This window comes from Jiangella ureilytica (assembly GCF_004348545.1).
In the GTDB taxonomy this organism is placed as follows: domain Bacteria; phylum Actinomycetota; class Actinomycetes; order Jiangellales; family Jiangellaceae; genus Jiangella; species Jiangella ureilytica.
In genome coordinates, this window is the sequence record NZ_SMKL01000008.1 from 69,396 (window position 1) to 85,196 (window position 15,801).

The following is a 15,801-nucleotide window of genomic DNA, read 5'->3' on the forward strand; positions in this document are numbered from 1 at the left end:
GGTGCGATGCTCGGCGGGATGTCGTCGACGCTGCTGCCGGTCGGGCCGGCCATGGGTGTCGCGATGGCGGTCCTAGTGGTGGTCGCCGTCGCGGTGAGCGCCGTCGCCCGGCTCGGGCACGGCCGCGGCGTCGTCACGGCCGCGCTGCGGGCGGTGGCACAGCTCGCCGCCGTCGCGCTGGTGCTCGCCGCCGTCGTCGAGGTCGAGCCGCTGACGGCTGCGTTCGTGCTGGTCATGACGGCGACGGCGACGGTGACGGCCGGGCGGCGGATGACCCGCGACGGATCCTGGCGCTGGGCGGTCGTGCCGGTGGCGTCCGGACCGGTGCTCGTCGTGACGGTGCTGCTGGCGGTGGGCGTGCTGCCCCCGACGCCGCTGGCCGTCATCGCCGTCGCCGGGATCCTCATCGGCGGCGCCATGACGTCGTCGGCGCTGGCCGGGCGGCGGGCGCTGGACGAGCTGGCGGCGCGGCGGGGTGAGGTGGAGGCCGCGCTGTCGATCGGCCTGCTGCCCCGCGATGCCGCGCTGGAGATCGCCCGCCCGCAGGCCACGACCGCGCTGATCCCGGTCCTGGACCAGACCCGCACCGTCGGGCTGGTGGTGCTGCCGGGCGCGTTCGTGGGCATGCTCATCGGCGGCGCCGAACCGATCCAGGCGGGCGCCGTGCAGCTGTTCGTGCTGGTCGCGCTGCTGGCTGTCGAGGCGATCGCCGTGGCGCTGACCATCGAGCTCGTGGCTCGCGGCGTGATCGTCAGACCATGATCGCTGACGGTCAAGGTGATCCTTCCCACGCCGGAAGGCTGGGAACAACACCGGACATCAGGTAGTTTCAGGTACTGGCGACAGCCCTTCGGGGCTCTCGCTGGGCGGCGGGCCGTGGTAACCCCGGGTCCCACCTATAGCCGCTACGAGCGGCCGTTGCGCCGAGAGGCGTTCCCGGCCCGGCGCCCGAACCATCACCAGCCTCGTCCATCGGACGAGCGCGTCACGACCAGCCCAGCTCGTGCAGCCGGTCGTCGTCGATGCCGAAGTGGTGCGCCACCTCGTGCACGACCGTGATCAGTACCTCCTCGACGGCGTCGTCGGGGGTGTCGCAGATGCGCAGGATCGGCAGCCGGAACAGCCTGATGGTGTCCGGCAGCACGCCGGTGTACCACTCGCCGCGCTCGGTCAGCGGGGTGCCCTCGTACAGGCCGAGCACCTCGGGCGCGTCGTCCGGAGCCTCGTCCTCGATCAGGATCACCACGTTGTCCATCATCTCGGCCAGCTCCGGCGGGATCTCGTCGATCGCCTCGGACACCAGGGCCTCGAACTCCGTCTCGGTCAGCTCCAGCACGGGTCAAGTCTCGCCTGCCGAATCCGGACGGACCGATTGAGGGTCCCGGAAATGTGTTACGAACGTGGCGTGGACGTGGCGACGGAGACGAGCCCGCCGGGAGATCCGGTGCGGCGGCACACGTGGCGGGACCTGACGCGTCCCGCCACGTGGCCGTCGTGGCTCCGCAGGGTCTTCACGGTGGCCAGCCCGGTCGCACTGGCGCTGGCGGGTGCCTGGCTCGGGCTTGCCGTCGCGGGCACGACCCAGGCGTACGTCGGGCCGCTGGCCATCGACGTCGAGTTCCGGCCGGCGTTCACCGGCGAGTCGGTCATCCACCTCGACCCCGTCGGCGCCGTCGTGCTCGACACCCACTCCGGGCCGGTGACGCTCGACATCTCCGTCCGCCAGGTCGATCTCGACGGCCTCAGCGGCTACGTCGCCGACCCGTCCTCGATCGCCGGCCTCGACGAGCAGATCACCACCGGCATCCAGGACGTGCTGGTCGACGCCGCGGTGCGGGCCGCGCTCACCGCCGTCATCGGGGGCACGCTGGCGGCCGCGCTGGTGCTGCGGTCGGTGCGGCAAACGCTGCTGGCCGCCGGGGTCGCGACCGCCGCCGTCGTCGGCAGCTACGGGCTGTCGGCGCTCACGTACGACCCCGAGTCGGTGCGCGAGCCGGCCTACACCGGGCCGCTGGCGGCGGCGCCGCAGCTGATCGGCAACGCCGAGGACATCGCCACCAACTTCGACGCCTACGCCGACCAGCTGGCCGGCTTCGTCGCCAACGTCGCCGCCGTCTACGACACCACGCTCAACCTGCAGACCTTCCAGCCCAACGACGACACCATCCGCGTCCTGCACGTGTCGGACCTGCATCTCAACCCGGCCGCCTGGGACGTCATCGACTCCGTCGCCGAGCAGTACGACGTCGACGTCATCGTCGACAGCGGCGACATCGTCGACCAGGGCACGCCGCTGGAGAACTCCTACGTGCGGCCCATCGCCGACCTCGGCCGCCCCTACGTCTTCGTCAAGGGCAACCACGACTCCGTCGCCACCGCCGCCGCCGTCGCCGCCGCACCCAACGCCGTCGTCCTGGACGGCGAGCCGGCCGAGGTGGGCGGGCTGCGGTTCATGGGGGCGCCCGACCCCCGGTTCACGCCGGACAAGTCCGTCCGCGGCGTCTTCGACGAGCAGCTCCAGGAGGGCACCGAGGAGTTCGCCGAGGCGGCCGGCGACCTCGACCCGCCGCCGGACGTCATCGTCTACCACGACCCCAGCAACGCCGAGCTGTTCGACGGCATCGCGCCCTTGGTGCTGTCGGGGCACGCACACAAGCGCGACACCTACGTCCTCGACGAGGGCACCCGGGTCATGGTCCAGGGCTCCACCGGCGGCGCCGGGCTGCGCGGCCTACGTGACGAAGATCCCACTCCGGTCGATCTCTCCGTCCTGTACTTCGATCCGGAGACGAAATCCCTGGTGGCCTGGGACGATCTCACCCTCGGCGGCCTCGGCCAGACCAGCGCAGAGATCGACCGCCACCAGGCCGGCGAGGACGACGGCGCCGCTCAGGGCCCCGAGAACCCGTCGCCAGCTCCCGATTTGGAGAACTGAGCGCGTCACCCTATGCTTTCAACGTCCCGAACGGCGACGAGCCATGGGCCCATGTCGTCACTCGATCTGGTCCCCATCGTCTAGCGGCCTAGGACTCCGCCCTTTCAAGGCGGCAACGCGGGTTCGAATCCCGTTGGGGATGCGGTGCCCTGCTTCGGCAGGAAACCGGGCAAGGAAATGCAGTACAGCAAGGTCCTGTGGAGCAGCTCGGAGTGCTCGCCGCCCTGTCAAGGCGGAGGTCGCGGGTTCAAGTCCCGTCAGGACCGCCAGCAATACCCACAGCTCAGAGGCCATCCTCTGAGCTGTTTTCATGTCCGGACCCGGTCTCGTCGGCGGGCCGAGGCAGCGAAAAGGCATCGAACAGTCCCCTCACTCTGGTGCGGGCGCTTCCGGAGTCGTGCGTATAGAGGTTGAGCGTCGTCGTCGCCTGCTCGTGCCCCATGACCCGCTGGACGTCGTTGACCGGGACGCCGTCGGAGACGAGCCAGGTCGCGTACGAGTGGCGCAGGTCGTGGAAGCGCAGCCCACCTGAGGCCCGGCGAGCGACCTCCTTGACGGCGGCGGCCTCGGTCTCGAAGGTCTCCGTCGCTTCTCGTCCGGCCTCGTCCTGCCACGTGCCCCGATAGGCGCTCTCGTCCTCCTGGACCACCTTGCCCAGCAGGCCGGCCCGGACGAGCGCGGGGCGCCACACCCGGACGCGGAAGAGCGTGCGGCGGACCGGTCCGCCTGCCTGGTTCGTGAAGACCTCGCCCGCGTCGCCCTGGCCGTAGCGGCGACGGTGATCGCGCAGCGCTGTGACGACGAGCGGCGGGAGCGGGACGACGCGGCGGCCGGCGCGCGACTTCGGGAACGGCTTCGTCGTGACGGCCCCGGCGACCTCGACCGCGACCCGCACGACCTGGACCTCCTCGGCGTCCAGGTCGACGGCGTCCCAGCGGAGGCCGGCGCACTCGCCCCAGCGCAGCCCGGTTCCGCCGGCCAGAGCGACCAGGGCGCGGTGACGCTCGGGGACGGCGGGCAGGAGCTGGCTCACGAACGCCTCGCGGCTGATCGTGCGCTCGTCAGTGTCCGAACGACGGATCGCCGGGAGCTGGACGCCCTCGCACGGGTTGAAGGCAAGCAGCCGGTCACGGACGGCGAGCCGCATGATGCCCGCCAGCACGTGGAAGCACTTCCGCACGGTGGCCGGCGAGCGCGTGGTGTTCAGCTCCGAGACCCAGCGCTGGACCGACGAGTGGTCGATCTTGTCCAGCGGCACCGAGCCCCAGCGCGGCAGCACGTGGGTCCGGAGGACCGAGTCCGTGCGCACGGTGGTCGTCGTGGCGCTCGCCCGCCCAGCGACCCATGTCGCCGCGTAGTCGCTCAGACGGACGCGTCCGGCGCGAGGATCGACGTAGAGCCCGTGGTTCTTGGTCGACTCGACCTCGGCGAGGAACCTCGACGCGTCGCGCTTGGTCGGGAACGACTTGGACCGCTGCGCCCCGGACGGATCACGCCACACCGCGCGATAGGTCCCGGCGGGCGTCTTGCGTACGAAGCCCATCAGAACAGCCCGTCCTGGCCGGGGAGCAGCGGTCCGGGCTCCGGGTCGGGCTCGAGGGTGACGTTCTCCAGCCAGTCGTGGAACGCCTGTTTGGGGATCACCCAGCGCCCGCCGAGCTTGCGCGCCGGGATGTCGCCGGACCGCACCAGGGCGTAGGTGCCGCCGAGGGCGAGGTTCAGCAGCTCGGCGACCTCGGCGACGGAGTAGACGAGGGCGTCGATGCGGGGCTGTTGTCCTGGCGGTCGGTGTGCGTCGAGGCGGATCACGTTGTCGGGCATGGCGGGGTTCCTTCCGGGGAGGACGGGTCGGTTGCCGAAACATCACCGGACGGCGGTCCGGTGGCCTGTTTGGCGGCGTCGTACTGCTCGCGCCAGCGGCGGCGTTGCTCGATCGACTTGGCGACGGCCCACACGTAGGAGGGCGCGTCGGGGTCGCCGGGTCGGACCGGCGTCCAGAGGTAGCGGGGCTTGCCGTCGGGTGCGGTGGCGGTGGCCGAGAGCTGGTCGTGGTCGTCTATCTCGATGCCGGCTTCGGCGAGGACTGCGCGTACGACGGCGGCTCGGTCGGCGCGGTGCTCGGTGAGCGTCTTGCCGGTCCACTTGCGTGAGACGAGGACACGGCGGCCGCCGAGCCCGAGGTGGTCGCGGTCGTGGGCCTTGGACGGGCAGCGGCCAGGTTCCATGCCCGGCTTGGCGTTCTTCGGCTGGGTGCCGTAGCGCAGCCAGTTCGCGCAGGTCGGCGAGCACGGGAGCCAGCGGACCTCTTCGGCGAGGCGGTCAATGTGGGCGCGGCGAGCGGCCGAGATGCGGTTCGGGTCATCGATGTCGAGCGGTTCGGCGATGGACTTGGTCAGGTACTTCGTCAGGTAGCCGACGCGTCGGTCAGCGGCCGGGGTCCCGGCGAGGATGCCTTGCAGGTCGACCTGGACGCCGAAGCGCAGCACGTGGACCGGCTCGGGCTCCTCGCCGAGGTCGAGGCCGTCGCCGTTGTCGACGTAGTCCATGGCTTCGTCCCAGGTCGGCAGCATCCAGCCGCCGTCGTCGACGTAGCCGCCCTGTTCGTCGGCCCAGGCGGGCCTGCCGTCGCGGTAGTGGTGGACGTGGTCGATGTCTGGCCACCAGACCTGGTGGTACGTGGCCGCTGCGACCTGCTTGATGAGCTTGCGCGGGATCGCACCGCGGATGGCGGCGTGCAGGTGCGGCGCGAGGCGGCGTTGCGGTTCGACGGTGGCGAAGTACTGCACGTTGTAGCCGGTGGCGCGGCGCAGGTTCTGCCAGAACCGGTCGACGAGCTTCGGGAAGTGCATCGCGTCCAGCGCGGCGCGCCGGTAGTCGTAGCGGTCCGGGTCGACGGGGACGCCCTCGTCGGTGACGCGACCGTAGGACGGCATCGTGAGGGTGAGGAACATCGACGGCCGGTAGGTCTTGCCATCCGGTGCCTCGAAGGTCCGCCCGACGGTATGGCCCGAGACCGGCAGCCGGGGCAGGTCGGGCACGTCCTCACGCCGCCTGGTGGACCGTACGCGCCGTTCCGTCGCATCATGCTCGCCATCGGCCGTGCGCGTCTCGTCGTTGCCTTCTGAGGCGTCGGGGTCGTCGAGCTCGGGTTCGGTATCGAGGTGCCAGCCCTCGCGGCACTGCTGCATCCGCAACCGGCGAGCCCGCTCCGCACAGGACGGGCAGACCGCGTCACGGGTCGCGCCACACGCGATCGTCACGGTCCGCACGTCGCCGGTCGCCGTGTCGGTCACCCGCGACAGCACCGGACGTACACAGGCACCGACGAGCACGGCGGCGCTGCGGACCAGCTCGTCGGAGAGCGCCGGGCCGAGCACCATCACGGCCGCCCCGCCGGTCGCGGCGTGACCATGAACTCCGGCTCGTCGTCCTCCGGCCGGTACACAGGCAGCGGCCGACACAGCTCGGCAGCATCGACGGCCGGCGTGGCCTCCATCAGGCCGTGCACGCAGTGGCACGCGTCCAGCGGGCCGAGTACGCCGAAGCCGTCGCAGTCGATGCACACGATCCACACTGACCGCTCGTGCTTGCCGACGCAGCGCGGTGACGCGCACCACCGGTAGCCGCACCAGATGCACACCTGGGCGAAGTTCAGCCGCAACGGCCGTAGCGTCGCCGCCATGGCCGAGGCGAGTGTCTGGGTCGTCATCGTGACCTCCGGGGATAGGGGATGACGCCATCCGACACTCAACACGTTATAATAAGTAGGACGACTGGACAAGGCAGTATCCGACACGCCACGCTGACCGCCACAGTTACGCGGGCGACCGCCCAGGTGGAAGACTTGTTCTGTCGAGTAGAGGGGAGGGCCTGTGGCGGACTTCAGGGGTCGCCCTGCCTACCTGCAGATCGCTGACGACATCCGCAGCCAGATCCTCGACGGCACGTTGCAGGCCGAAGACCGGTTGCCCAGCGAAGCCGACCTCATGGCCGACTACGGCGTCTCACGCATCGTCGTGCGCAACGCCGTCGAAGTCCTCCGCTCCGAAGGACTCGTGGTCAAGCAGCAGGGACGCGGAAGCTTCGTCCGAGCCCAGCGGCCACAGCGCACCCGCGTCGTCGGCGACCTGTATAGCGAGCGTCCCGAGGGCTCACCGTTCGCCGCGTCCGCCCGAGCGTCCGGCCAGGTCCCCGAGTGGGAGTACCAGACCCGCCGCACCACCGCCTCCAAGACCATCGCCGACCGGCTCGGCATCCAGGCAGGCGACCCGGTCATGCGCACCAGCTACCGCTTCTTCGCCGACGGCGAGCCCGCGATGCTCTCAACCTCGTTCGAGCCGCTCGCCATCACCGAAGGCACGCCCGTCGAGCAACCCGAAGGCGGCCCCGTCACCGGCGTCGTGCCCCGCATGGACGCCATCGGCATCCACATCACCCACGTCGTCGAGGACGTCACCGGACGATCCGCCCGCCCCTACGAGGCCGAGACTCTAAAGGTCCCGGTCGGCGTGCCCATTCTCGCGATCGAACGCACCTACTACGCCAAGAGCCGGCCCATCGAAACCGCCGACATCGTCGTCTCCTCCGACCGCTACGTCCTGTCCTACCGGCTCCCCGTACCACCCCGGACGGATCAGCCGACGCCGCTATGAAGCCCCAGGACGCGCACGACGACGTTGCCAGGCTGGCGGATCTGCTGGGTGAGGCTGTCACCCTGCTGGAACGCTACGGCGAGACCCGTTGGGCGAGCGTGCTCTCGGCTTCGAAGCGCGAACTCATGGATGGTGATGCTCACGGGCTGCTCCGCCTGCAGAGCGCGTTCGGAGGCATGGGCAGTCTCAACGACCTGCTGATCATGGAAGCGAACGGCCACCCTGTCCAGCGCAACGACGAGCGACACATCAACGAACGGCTGACCGCACTCCGCTCCGAGATCTCGCAGCTGGCGCGCGACCTCCGCAACACGGCCTGACTCCGCCTCATCGCGGGTGCGCATCGTTCACCGGTTGTCGACGTCCGCGCCGCTGTCTTGTCTTGCGCCTGTTGGTCTGCCACCGATCTGCGTCGCCCGATGTCTGGCACGCTGCTTCGAACACCGAGCTTGCCCCGCAGACCAATGACCGATCGGTCACGAGAGTGCGACGACGGCTGGTGCGATGTAACCAAACACTTCACAAAGTTGCGTCAATCTGCCCGGATTCACGTGGCCGGATGCGGTGAAGCTGCGGCGCCGAGCGCCGGCCTGATCCGGTACGCCATGGTGGACGGCCTGCAGAATGAGCGAGCGAGACGTTCACGAGCGTGCTCGATTGGCGACAGGACCCGCCGCAGCGACTATGATCGCAAATCGTGACCGAGCTGGAGTTCCTTAGCGCGACGATCGGGCAGTTGATCTGGCCCCTACTCATCATCGTCGTTGTGCTGTTGCTCAAAGAGCCCATCAAGACGATGGCCAACTCTCCGCGCTTGAAACGGCTCAAGGTTGGGCCGAGTGGCCTTGAAGCAGATTTCAACGAAGAGTTGGCGCAGGTCGAGAAGGAGCTCGAAGCCGAGCAGTCCCCCGCGGAACTCGAGTCGCCCGCCGAACTCGAGTCCCCGAGACGGGTCGAGGCCGTAGCCGCAGACTTCCGACTGGAGATGGAGCGGCTCGCCGAGGTCGCGCCGCGGGCGGTCGTAATGGAGAGCTTCGTGCGACTTGAGAGCTTGCTTCGCAACAGTATTGATGCTCCCGACGGTCAGCGCGGGCCGAGGTTCGTTCCGATGAGAACGCTGGGCCGACTCGCCGTTGACCAACAGATCTTGACAAAACGCGAGGCTTCTGTGCTCGATGAGTTGACCTATCTCCGTAACCGAGTCGCGCATGAGCCCGAGGAGCAGATCTCCCAGGAGGCTGCGATCCGCTACGCGGACGCTGTCTCGGATATTGCAGTCGCGGTCAACTTGGCATTGGGTCGTACGCACCTTGATGGTCCAGCGCTCTAGGTGCCTGCAGATTCGTTAGAGACCAGCGTCCGGCATTGCGAGTTCGTTCTGGGGTCGGACCTACTGCGCTTGCTCGTGGGGAGCGTCCGGATCTGCCGGGTGTATGTGATCGAAGTGCACGCTATTCGCCGCGACCGACGCGGTGTTCGGGCCAGGATCTCGGCCGCGGTGAGCAATACCGCGCGCAGTCTGTTGCTACGATTTTAACGTTGACGCGTCGAAGGTCAGAGCATCGGGAGACACGAACCAGTCGAGCACCATCCGCGGCCGCGACCCGACTTCCGCGGTTGTCTTGACGCAGTTGATGCTTGACGAATCTGTGTCGGTTGATCCTTGACGTGCCGCCCGAGCCGGACGGCATGGGACGCTTCTAAGGTGGAGGAGCAGTTGAGCGAAGATCCTGTGCGAGCACCGGACGTCGCTGCTGCTCGTGTCGCCTCGATCGTGAAACATCGCGACGAGCCGGCCTTCGGCCTCCTGCTGCAGCTCGCTGACCAACTCTTCGCTGACATAGAATTCGAGCGCCACCTCGCGGAAGGCCTCCGCGGCGAGCCAGCGCTAATCGAACTGTGGGACCTCTGGAGCGGTGACCAGCGATGGACGCCCTCCGTCTACATCGAAGGCACCGAGGTCGGATGGTTCGACGGGGAACGGCGTCACGTCAAGGTCCATCCGGATCGAGCAGGGGCCGTTGCAGATTTCGTCCACCGCCTATCTGCCTGGATGTCTAGGCGGGCTGTTCTGAGACCACGCTGACGAGGACGCCGACTGCGCGCCTAGATGCTGGAAGCCGGACCTTGCGCCTTCCTAGGCATCGCCGTGTCAAGCATCAGGTGATACGCGACTGTCAAGCATCGCCCGCGACAGGACACCCGACTTCCGCGGTGCATTGCTGGATTGAGCTATTGAGGATCAAGCGGCGCGCTGCGCGCGCCGTGCCCGCCCGGCCGACTGGCCGGGCGTGCGGCCTGGCGGCCGTTCCGGGCCTTGCCGGCCGTCGGGCACACGGGCGGACAACGCTGAATCGACTATGCACAGTCACGGTTGGAGGCGTCGTCCCCATAGCGGCCATCCTTTGGTCTCCACTCCACGCGTCAAGGGCGCCTCTGGCGTCACTGCGTGATCGGCTACGCCGACCCTTGACCCGCTCCGCTCCAACCAACGACCGGCAGCTATGGGGCGACGCCTCAGAATGAGACGGCGCCCGGGAGAATCACCCACGCACGCAGCCACCAGCGGGCTAGCCAAGCATTTCCGCAAACAATTCGGAGGCCCCTTGTTGAGCCTGCGCCAATCGGACGGCCGTAGTCGCTGTGAGCATTAGCGGATCTTTGTGCTCCGTAACACTCGCATGGACGATTCGATCGATGCCGGCGCCAACCAGCGGCGCAACGGTCCTAAGGGTTCCCGACATCGCTACCGAGGAGGTTCGGCCGGCGTGGACGATGAGGTTTCTCTGCCTATACAGACGGCGGAACGCGTCCTCCAGTTGCTGCACGATTCGCGGCAGTATCTTTGCTGGATCTGCGATCAATTCCTTCATTCTTTCCAATGCTGCCATGTGTCGCAAAGCCGGCATATTCAGCGTGGCGTCGTTCCGAAGTGCCGTCTCAAAGGCGGAAGCCCGAAGCTTGCCATCTCGCATGGCACGAAGTTGGCGGGCGAGATCGTCAGTCATGGACGACGCATAAGCATCAGATAGGGCGAGCAGTTCTGATCCCACGTAACTGCACCCAACGATCTGAGCCATCCTCGTGGCGGCTACAACTCGATTGTCAGCATCGCCTGGACCCACCAGGAGAGACTCAATAGCTGCCCAGCTCCCAGCTAAGGCCGGCACCGCGGGGCCACGGTCCAGTGGCTCCAAGATCTCAAGTGCAGCGTCGATCTGAGGTGCGAGCCGCAGCCGAAATATCTCAGCGGTCTTCTCAAGGGAGAGCACCTGCACACGCCTCGGCCCTGGAAGGTAGGATACCGGCTCAGGTTCTCCCAACATGAAGAATTGTGAATGGAACTCAAGACGCTCGCGCGTGCCGACTCTAAAGCGCGAACTGAGCCGTTCCAGCCACGTCTTGACATCGGCCTGCAGCGAATAAACATCTCGCGATTGGATATCGAGCAAGAGGCCGCCGGACTGGCGGGGATGCTGCACCAAGGGAAACCATTCGTCAAGCCACTGCGCCGTCTCAGTGGGCGACAACCAGCAGCTTTCCCTTTCGGCGGGCAGCGCTGGCATGGCATCCACCGGAACGAGGACCTGATAGTTTACTTTGGGGCGGAGTGAGAGCGAATGGGCTTCGTCGAAAAGATCGGAAAGTGACAATTGATCAGCACGGTATCTAATATGATATGTAAGCCACTTATGTATGAACTGAGAGCTGTAGCCTTGATCAAGAAGATGGCTGGTGGCCGCGCGGGCGACTACCTCAGGCGGAACATCTTCGCCGGCAACCGCACCAGCCCAGTTGGCCAGGTAGGCCTGACGGGATTCCGAGTTGAGAAGAGTCAAGGCCTCTGAATCGTGGCTCTTTGGAACAAAGGCGCGGTTCACGTAAGTGATGATCTGCCCGCGACGAGCCTCCGAGCCAAGCCCAAGGTCTCTTCGCACGCGCGGTGCCAGCGACTGTCGGAAGTACTTGAGCGAACCTTCGGACAGGGCGCTCTCATGCCTCGCCTGTGCAGCCTCGATGAGCTCGTCGATCTCCAACAGCGCGCCGAGCCGCCAGAGTCGGCGAGACCACGGCGTGGCGGCAGCACAGAAGTCCAGCATGCGCTTCGACACATGTTGTGCGTACGGCTTGTTCTCCAGCACCTCGAGGGGCTACTCTCTTATCTGACGGGAGGAAGTCGCCTCAGGGCCGCTTCCTCCCTTTCATTTTGGCGTAGCTGTTCGCCCGCCCAGCGAGAAAGCCCTGGTGAGGGGCCTGCAGCGGGTCTAAGCGGCAGAGTTCGCGCATCCACCAGTACGCTCGGCCCGACTAGCGCGAAGCGTCGCCGTAGGCGATCGGGCCGAGCGTACTGGTGGATGCAAATCGGCGCAAATTCGATCAAGTTACATGGTACCTGACCTGGGCCGATCTACGGCTGACCGTCCATCGTTTACGCATGGATCCCACTGCGACCCCCGTGCGACGGGACCAGCCGGCGCCTCGTTAGACGTCGTCGCGGCCAGCTCGTCGCTGGATGCGTTCGACGGCCTCGCGGATGGCCTCATGCAGTAGATCGGCCTCATGAGTCCCGAGGCGAACCACAGTGCTGCGACCATGACGCGGCACGGTCGCCAGCTCGACCCCGGTCGTCGAGCTGTGCGGGCGCACGACGTTGACGCCGAGCACCCAGCGTCCCGAGTCGGCCGGGATCGACTCCACATAGTGCCGGTGGACGGTGTGGACCCCGGACTCATCGCACCACTTCACCGAGCAGTCCTCCCGGTCAGCGGCGGTCACGAGGGATCCTCGGTCTCGGCGCGCTGGATCTTGCGCAGATCACGGACGACGGACTCCAGCTCGCCCAGCGTCACACCCGTCTCGGCCAGCACACCGGCGACGCGGTCGAACACTTGGCGGTGGGCCTGGCGGGTGAGTTCGTAGCCGTCCTGCGGGTAGAGCACCCCCGGCTTCATCAGCTCCAGGCCGCCGACACGCTCGACCATGCGATTGAGCTGTTCGACGATCTCGACATCGGTCGCGCCGGGTAGGTATCGCTCCCGCACGTTGGCAAGCAGCTTCGGCGTCCACATCGCCTGCTGCGCGACGTCGGCGATGCGCACCAGGTCGGCGGCGAGCCGGCGGGCCTCCTTCGGGAGCAGATCGAACTGCGCGTACATGTCGGTATCGAACGGCTTGATCTCCACATCGATATGGGCATCGCCGTGCAGGATGTGCGCGACCATCTCGCCGACGCCCTCTTCGACGAAGGGTGCGCGGGTGATGATCTCTCGGGGATCGGGTTCGGGTAGCTTGACCACGGGTCTCTCCCTGCTAGTTCAGGTTGGGATCAAGTCCCCGGACCGGTGTTGGCGCACCGGCCGGGGGCGACTAACTGATGAGGACACGCAGGCACCGGGCGGGCCACGTGGCCGCGCAGCGACGAGGCAGCCAAGAGGCATCAGAACCCGCACCACCCGCGGACACGGGCCGGTATCAGCCGCCATGCTGACCTGCGCAGATGAACCACCAACGGCAACGGACGACAGCGGACGGGAAGCCCGATCCGCACTGTCAAGGCGGAGGTCGCGGGTTCAAGTCCCGTCAGGACCGCCAGCAACACCAGCAGCTCAGAGGTCATCCTCTGAGCTGTTCTCGTTTCCGGGGACGGATGAATCCCGCGGCGATGCCGCGGACCGGCGAGTCTGCGCTCAGGGACGGAAGGTCGCGCGATAGGCGGTCGGGCTGACGCCGACGGCGGCGTGGAAGTGCCGGCGCAGGGTCGTCGCCGTTCCCATGCCACAGCGGACGGCGATCTGTTCGACCGAGGCGTCGGTGCGTTCGAGCAGCTCCTGGGCGCGGGCGATCCGCTGCTGCTGGAGCCAGGTCAGCGGTGCGACCCGGAGCTCGGCCCGCATGCGCCGGGCCAGCTGACGGCTGCTCAGCCCGGCCTCGCGGGCGAGGTCCTGGACGGTCAGCGGCTGGTCGAGCCGGCGCCGGGCCCACTCGAGGGCGGGCGCGATGCCGCCGGCGGCACGGGGAACCGCCGGAGGGGCGATGAACTGCGCCTGGCCCCCCGGCCGGTGCGCCGGGACCACGAGCCGCCGGGCGAGCCCGTTGGCCGCCGCGGCACCGAAGTCGCGGCGGACGACGTGCAGGCAGAGGTCCAGCGCCGCCGTCTTGCCCGCCGAGGTGAGCACGTCGCCGTCGTCGATGTAGAGGACGTCGGCGCGCACGTCGATGCGCGGGTAGCGGCGGGCGAGGTCGTCGGCGTGCATCCAGTGCGTGGCCGCGGGCCGCCCGTCGAGCAGGCCGGCGGCGGCGAGCACGAACGCGCCAGTGCAGAGCGAGGCGATCCGGACGCCGCCGTCGTGCGCGGCACGCAGGGCGGCGAGGAGGTGCGGGTCCGGCTCCGCGCCCGGGTCGGTGGTCGACGGGACGACGACGGTGTCGGCCTCGGCGAGCGCGGCGAAGCCGGTGCTGCGCGCCGCCGGGAACCACGGGCTCGGCGCGGCGTCGGGCGTGCAGACCACGAAGTCGTACCAGTCCCCCGACGGCGACAGGTCCGACCGGTCGACACCGAAGATCTCCGCGGCGATGGCGGCCTCGTAGAGCATCGTGGTCCGGTGGGCCGTGAGCGCGATCCGGTGCATGTCCGAAACTGTACGACCGACGTCAGATCGGACGCTCACTCTCGACCGGGAAAGCCGCCGACGATAGGCGGCATGGACACCTCCGCGCGGGTGCTGGTCTACGGCGCCTACGGCCACACCGGCCGCTTCGTGGTCGACGAGCTCCTGCGCCGCGGGCTGACGCCGGTGCTGTCGGGCCGGAGCGCGGCCGGCCTCGACCTCGTGGCCGGCCGCTGGCCGGGCGTCGAGCAGCGGCCCGCGGCGGTCGACGACCCCGTCGCGCTGCGCCGGGCGCTCGCCGGCACCGCCGCCGTCGTCAACTGCGCGGGCCCGTTCGCCGACACCGCACTGCCAGTGGCGACGGCGGCCGTGGCGGCCGGCGTGCACTACCTCGACCTGACCGCCGAGCAGGCCGCCGTGCAGGCCCTCCACACCGCGCTGGGCGACGCCGCACGGGCCGCGGGTGTCGCCGTCGTGCCGGCGATGGCGTTCTACGGCGGGCTCGCCGATCTGCTGGCGACGGCGGCACTGTCCGGCCCGGACGACTCGGACGGCGAAGGCGGCGGCGACGGCCGCTGCGGCGGCGAGGCCGACGAGATCACCGTCGTCATCGCACTGGACCGCTGGTGGCCGACCGCCGGCACCCGCATCACCGGCCGCCGCAACACGGTGCCTCGGCTGATCGTGACCGGCGGCACGCTGGCGTCGCTGCCGGACCAGGCCCCCACCACGACCTGGATCTTCCCAGCGCCGTTCGGGCCGCAGCCGGTGGTCGCGATGCCGTTCTCCGAGGTCATCACGATCGCGCGGCACGTGCGGGTGGGTGAGCTGCGCACGTACCTCAGCGCGGCGCCGCTGGCCGACCTGCGCGACCCGGACACGCCGCCGCCGTCGCCCGCGGACGAGTCCGGCCGCTCCGCCCAGCGCTTCGTCGTCGACGTCGTCGTCCGCCGGGACGGCCGCGACCGCATGGTGTCGGCGTCGGGCCGCGACATCTACGCCGTCAGCGCCCCGATCGTCGCCGAGGGCGTGGAGCGACTCCTCAGCGGCCGGGCCTTGACGACCGGCGTCGCCTCGCCCGGCGAGATCTTCGCCGCCGGCGACGTCCTGGCCGCCCTGTCCGCGCCCGGCAGCGAGTACCTCAGCCTCTCGAGCGCTGGGCCGCAGGTCCCTCGGGCGACGCCGTGAGCTGGCGCATCAGGCCGGCGTCGTCGCGGACGGCCCAGTGTTCGACGCCCTTGCCGCCGGCGAAGCGGATGAGGTGCATCTGGCGGTAGCTGAACGACCGGCCGGTGGGCGCGATGCCGAAGTAGTCGCCGACGTGGCGGCCGCTGTGGGTGCAGTGGATCGCGACGGTGTCGCCCTCGGCCAGCGCCTGGTGCACGGTCCATTTCTGGTCGGCGAAGGCGCCCGCGAGCAGGTGCATGTAGAACGCGACGCTGCCGAGGCCCGGCGGTGTGCCGGGCGGTGCCTCGTGGTTGACGAACTCGTCGCTGATGAGCTCGGCCAGGGCCGTCTCGTCGTTCGCCGGGAAGATCTCCTCCAGCACGCGGCAGGCGCTCTCTTTGATGTCCGTGGTCATGACGGCCCCCCGTCCCTCCACCGG

At 68.7% G+C, this 15,801-nt stretch carries 17 protein-coding genes and 2 tRNA genes; 9 read left to right on the top strand and 10 right to left on the bottom strand.

The window, feature by feature from the left end; all coding sequences use genetic code 11:
* The first annotated feature begins 18 nt into the window (after positions 1-18).
* Positions 19-762: an ABC transporter permease gene (locus E1212_RS05280; RefSeq protein WP_131980071.1), complete on the top strand. Its 744-nt coding sequence runs from the start codon at positions 19-21 to the stop codon at positions 760-762.
* A gap of 223 nt (positions 763-985) precedes the next feature.
* On the opposite strand, the gene E1212_RS05285 is transcribed toward E1212_RS05280, so the two are convergent.
* A complete protein-coding gene (locus E1212_RS05285; protein WP_131980073.1) occupies positions 986-1,336 on the bottom strand; it encodes a metallopeptidase family protein in 351 nt (116 codons plus the stop codon).
* A 180-nt stretch (positions 1,337-1,516) separates the two neighbouring features.
* Between E1212_RS05285 and E1212_RS05290 the strand changes: the two genes are divergently transcribed.
* The 3 genes from E1212_RS05290 to E1212_RS05300 all read left to right on the top strand — a co-directional run bounded on the left by E1212_RS05290 (position 1,517) and on the right by E1212_RS05300 (position 3,204).
* Positions 1,517-2,935, top strand: coding sequence for a metallophosphoesterase family protein (locus E1212_RS05290; RefSeq protein ID WP_162605325.1), 1,419 nt, complete (start codon positions 1,517-1,519; stop codon positions 2,933-2,935).
* A gap of 69 nt (positions 2,936-3,004) precedes the next feature.
* Positions 3,005-3,077: transfer RNA gene (locus E1212_RS05295), tRNA-Glu, on the top strand.
* A gap of 49 nt (positions 3,078-3,126) precedes the next feature.
* Positions 3,127-3,204: transfer RNA gene (locus E1212_RS05300), tRNA-Asp, on the top strand.
* Between the two features lie 14 nt (positions 3,205-3,218).
* Here the strand turns inward: E1212_RS05300 and E1212_RS05305 are convergent.
* Genes E1212_RS05305 through E1212_RS05320 form a run of 4 tightly spaced genes read right to left on the bottom strand, consistent with a single transcriptional unit; the run spans position 3,219 to position 6,644 of the window.
* The gene (locus tag E1212_RS05305) at positions 3,219-4,478 is read right to left on the bottom strand and encodes a tyrosine-type recombinase/integrase (protein ID WP_131980077.1); all 1,260 of its coding nucleotides are present in this window, start codon (positions 4,476-4,478) and stop codon (positions 3,219-3,221) included.
* Positions 4,478-4,756 carry a helix-turn-helix domain-containing protein gene (locus E1212_RS05310; RefSeq protein WP_131980079.1) on the bottom strand — a complete coding sequence of 93 codons (279 nt, stop codon included), beginning with the start codon at positions 4,754-4,756 and terminating at the stop codon, positions 4,478-4,480. The genes E1212_RS05305 and E1212_RS05310 overlap by 1 nt, the downstream gene beginning before the upstream one ends.
* Positions 4,741-6,315 carry a replication initiator gene (locus E1212_RS05315; protein WP_131980174.1) on the bottom strand — a complete coding sequence of 525 codons (1,575 nt, stop codon included), beginning with the start codon at positions 6,313-6,315 and terminating at the stop codon, positions 4,741-4,743. The genes E1212_RS05310 and E1212_RS05315 overlap by 16 nt, the downstream gene beginning before the upstream one ends.
* Positions 6,315-6,644 (bottom strand): hypothetical protein, encoded by a 330-nt coding sequence (locus E1212_RS05320; RefSeq protein ID WP_131980081.1) that lies wholly within the window; start codon positions 6,642-6,644, stop codon positions 6,315-6,317. The genes E1212_RS05315 and E1212_RS05320 overlap by 1 nt, the downstream gene beginning before the upstream one ends.
* 163 nt (positions 6,645-6,807) lie before the next feature.
* Here E1212_RS05320 and E1212_RS05325 point away from each other — a divergent pair, with 163 nt between their 5' ends.
* From E1212_RS05325 to E1212_RS05340, 4 genes are all read left to right on the top strand, one after another.
* Complete coding sequence (locus tag E1212_RS05325) at positions 6,808-7,587, top strand: GntR family transcriptional regulator (protein ID WP_131980083.1); 780 nt, start codon at positions 6,808-6,810, stop codon at positions 7,585-7,587.
* Positions 7,584-7,907: a DUF6966 domain-containing protein gene (locus E1212_RS05330; RefSeq protein ID WP_131980085.1), complete on the top strand. Its 324-nt coding sequence runs from the start codon at positions 7,584-7,586 to the stop codon at positions 7,905-7,907. The genes E1212_RS05325 and E1212_RS05330 overlap by 4 nt, the downstream gene beginning before the upstream one ends.
* Before the next feature lie 377 nt (positions 7,908-8,284).
* A complete protein-coding gene (locus E1212_RS05335) occupies positions 8,285-8,917 on the top strand; it encodes a hypothetical protein (RefSeq protein ID WP_131980087.1) in 633 nt (210 codons plus the stop codon).
* 375 nt (positions 8,918-9,292) lie between these two features.
* On the top strand, positions 9,293-9,673 hold the full coding sequence (locus E1212_RS05340; protein ID WP_131980089.1) for a hypothetical protein: 381 nt from the start codon (positions 9,293-9,295) through the stop codon (positions 9,671-9,673).
* A 484-nt stretch (positions 9,674-10,157) separates the two neighbouring features.
* Here the strand turns inward: E1212_RS05340 and E1212_RS05345 are convergent, their stop codons facing one another.
* The 4 genes from E1212_RS05345 to E1212_RS05360 all read right to left on the bottom strand — a co-directional run bounded on the left by E1212_RS05345 (position 10,158) and on the right by E1212_RS05360 (position 14,216).
* On the bottom strand, positions 10,158-11,729 hold the full coding sequence (locus tag E1212_RS05345; RefSeq protein ID WP_131980091.1) for a hypothetical protein: 1,572 nt from the start codon (positions 11,727-11,729) through the stop codon (positions 10,158-10,160).
* A gap of 340 nt (positions 11,730-12,069) precedes the next feature.
* Positions 12,070-12,363 (bottom strand): hypothetical protein, encoded by a 294-nt coding sequence (locus E1212_RS05350; protein WP_131980093.1) that lies wholly within the window; start codon positions 12,361-12,363, stop codon positions 12,070-12,072.
* A complete protein-coding gene (locus E1212_RS05355) occupies positions 12,360-12,884 on the bottom strand; it encodes a hypothetical protein (protein WP_131980095.1) in 525 nt (174 codons plus the stop codon). The genes E1212_RS05350 and E1212_RS05355 overlap by 4 nt, the downstream gene beginning before the upstream one ends.
* A 390-nt stretch (positions 12,885-13,274) precedes the next feature.
* Positions 13,275-14,216 (bottom strand): GlxA family transcriptional regulator, encoded by a 942-nt coding sequence (locus E1212_RS05360; protein WP_131980097.1) that lies wholly within the window; start codon positions 14,214-14,216, stop codon positions 13,275-13,277.
* Positions 14,217-14,288: 72 nt separating this feature from the next.
* On the opposite strand from E1212_RS05360, the gene E1212_RS05365 reads away from it, so the two are divergent.
* On the top strand, positions 14,289-15,383 hold the full coding sequence (locus E1212_RS05365; protein ID WP_131980099.1) for a saccharopine dehydrogenase NADP-binding domain-containing protein: 1,095 nt from the start codon (positions 14,289-14,291) through the stop codon (positions 15,381-15,383).
* Here E1212_RS05365 and E1212_RS05370 read toward each other — a convergent pair.
* Positions 15,337-15,777: an ester cyclase gene (locus E1212_RS05370; RefSeq protein ID WP_162605326.1), complete on the bottom strand. Its 441-nt coding sequence runs from the start codon at positions 15,775-15,777 to the stop codon at positions 15,337-15,339. The two genes, E1212_RS05365 and E1212_RS05370, sit on opposite strands and share 47 nt — an antisense overlap.
* Positions 15,778-15,801 lie beyond the last annotated feature (24 nt).

What these genes read in the sequence shown, in the direction of transcription:
- E1212_RS05310 (WP_131980079.1), bottom strand. Translation starts at nt 4,756, where the DNA reads ATGCCCGACAACGTGATCCGCCTCGACGCACACCGACCGCCAGGACAA.
- E1212_RS05305 (WP_131980077.1), bottom strand. Translation starts at nt 4,478, where the DNA reads ATGGGCTTCGTACGCAAGACGCCCGCCGGGACCTATCGCGCGGTGTGG.
- E1212_RS05360 (WP_131980097.1), bottom strand. Translation starts at nt 14,216, where the DNA reads ATGCACCGGATCGCGCTCACGGCCCACCGGACCACGATGCTCTACGAG.
- E1212_RS05365 (WP_131980099.1), top strand. Translation starts at nt 14,289, where the DNA reads ATGGACACCTCCGCGCGGGTGCTGGTCTACGGCGCCTACGGCCACACC.
- E1212_RS05330 (WP_131980085.1), top strand. Translation starts at nt 7,584, where the DNA reads ATGAAGCCCCAGGACGCGCACGACGACGTTGCCAGGCTGGCGGATCTG.
- E1212_RS05280 (WP_131980071.1), top strand. Translation starts at nt 19, where the DNA reads ATGTCGTCGACGCTGCTGCCGGTCGGGCCGGCCATGGGTGTCGCGATG.
- E1212_RS05315 (WP_131980174.1), bottom strand. Translation starts at nt 6,315, where the DNA reads ATGGTGCTCGGCCCGGCGCTCTCCGACGAGCTGGTCCGCAGCGCCGCC.
- E1212_RS05370 (WP_162605326.1), bottom strand. Translation starts at nt 15,777, where the DNA reads ATGACCACGGACATCAAAGAGAGCGCCTGCCGCGTGCTGGAGGAGATC.
- E1212_RS05320 (WP_131980081.1), bottom strand. Translation starts at nt 6,644, where the DNA reads ATGACGACCCAGACACTCGCCTCGGCCATGGCGGCGACGCTACGGCCG.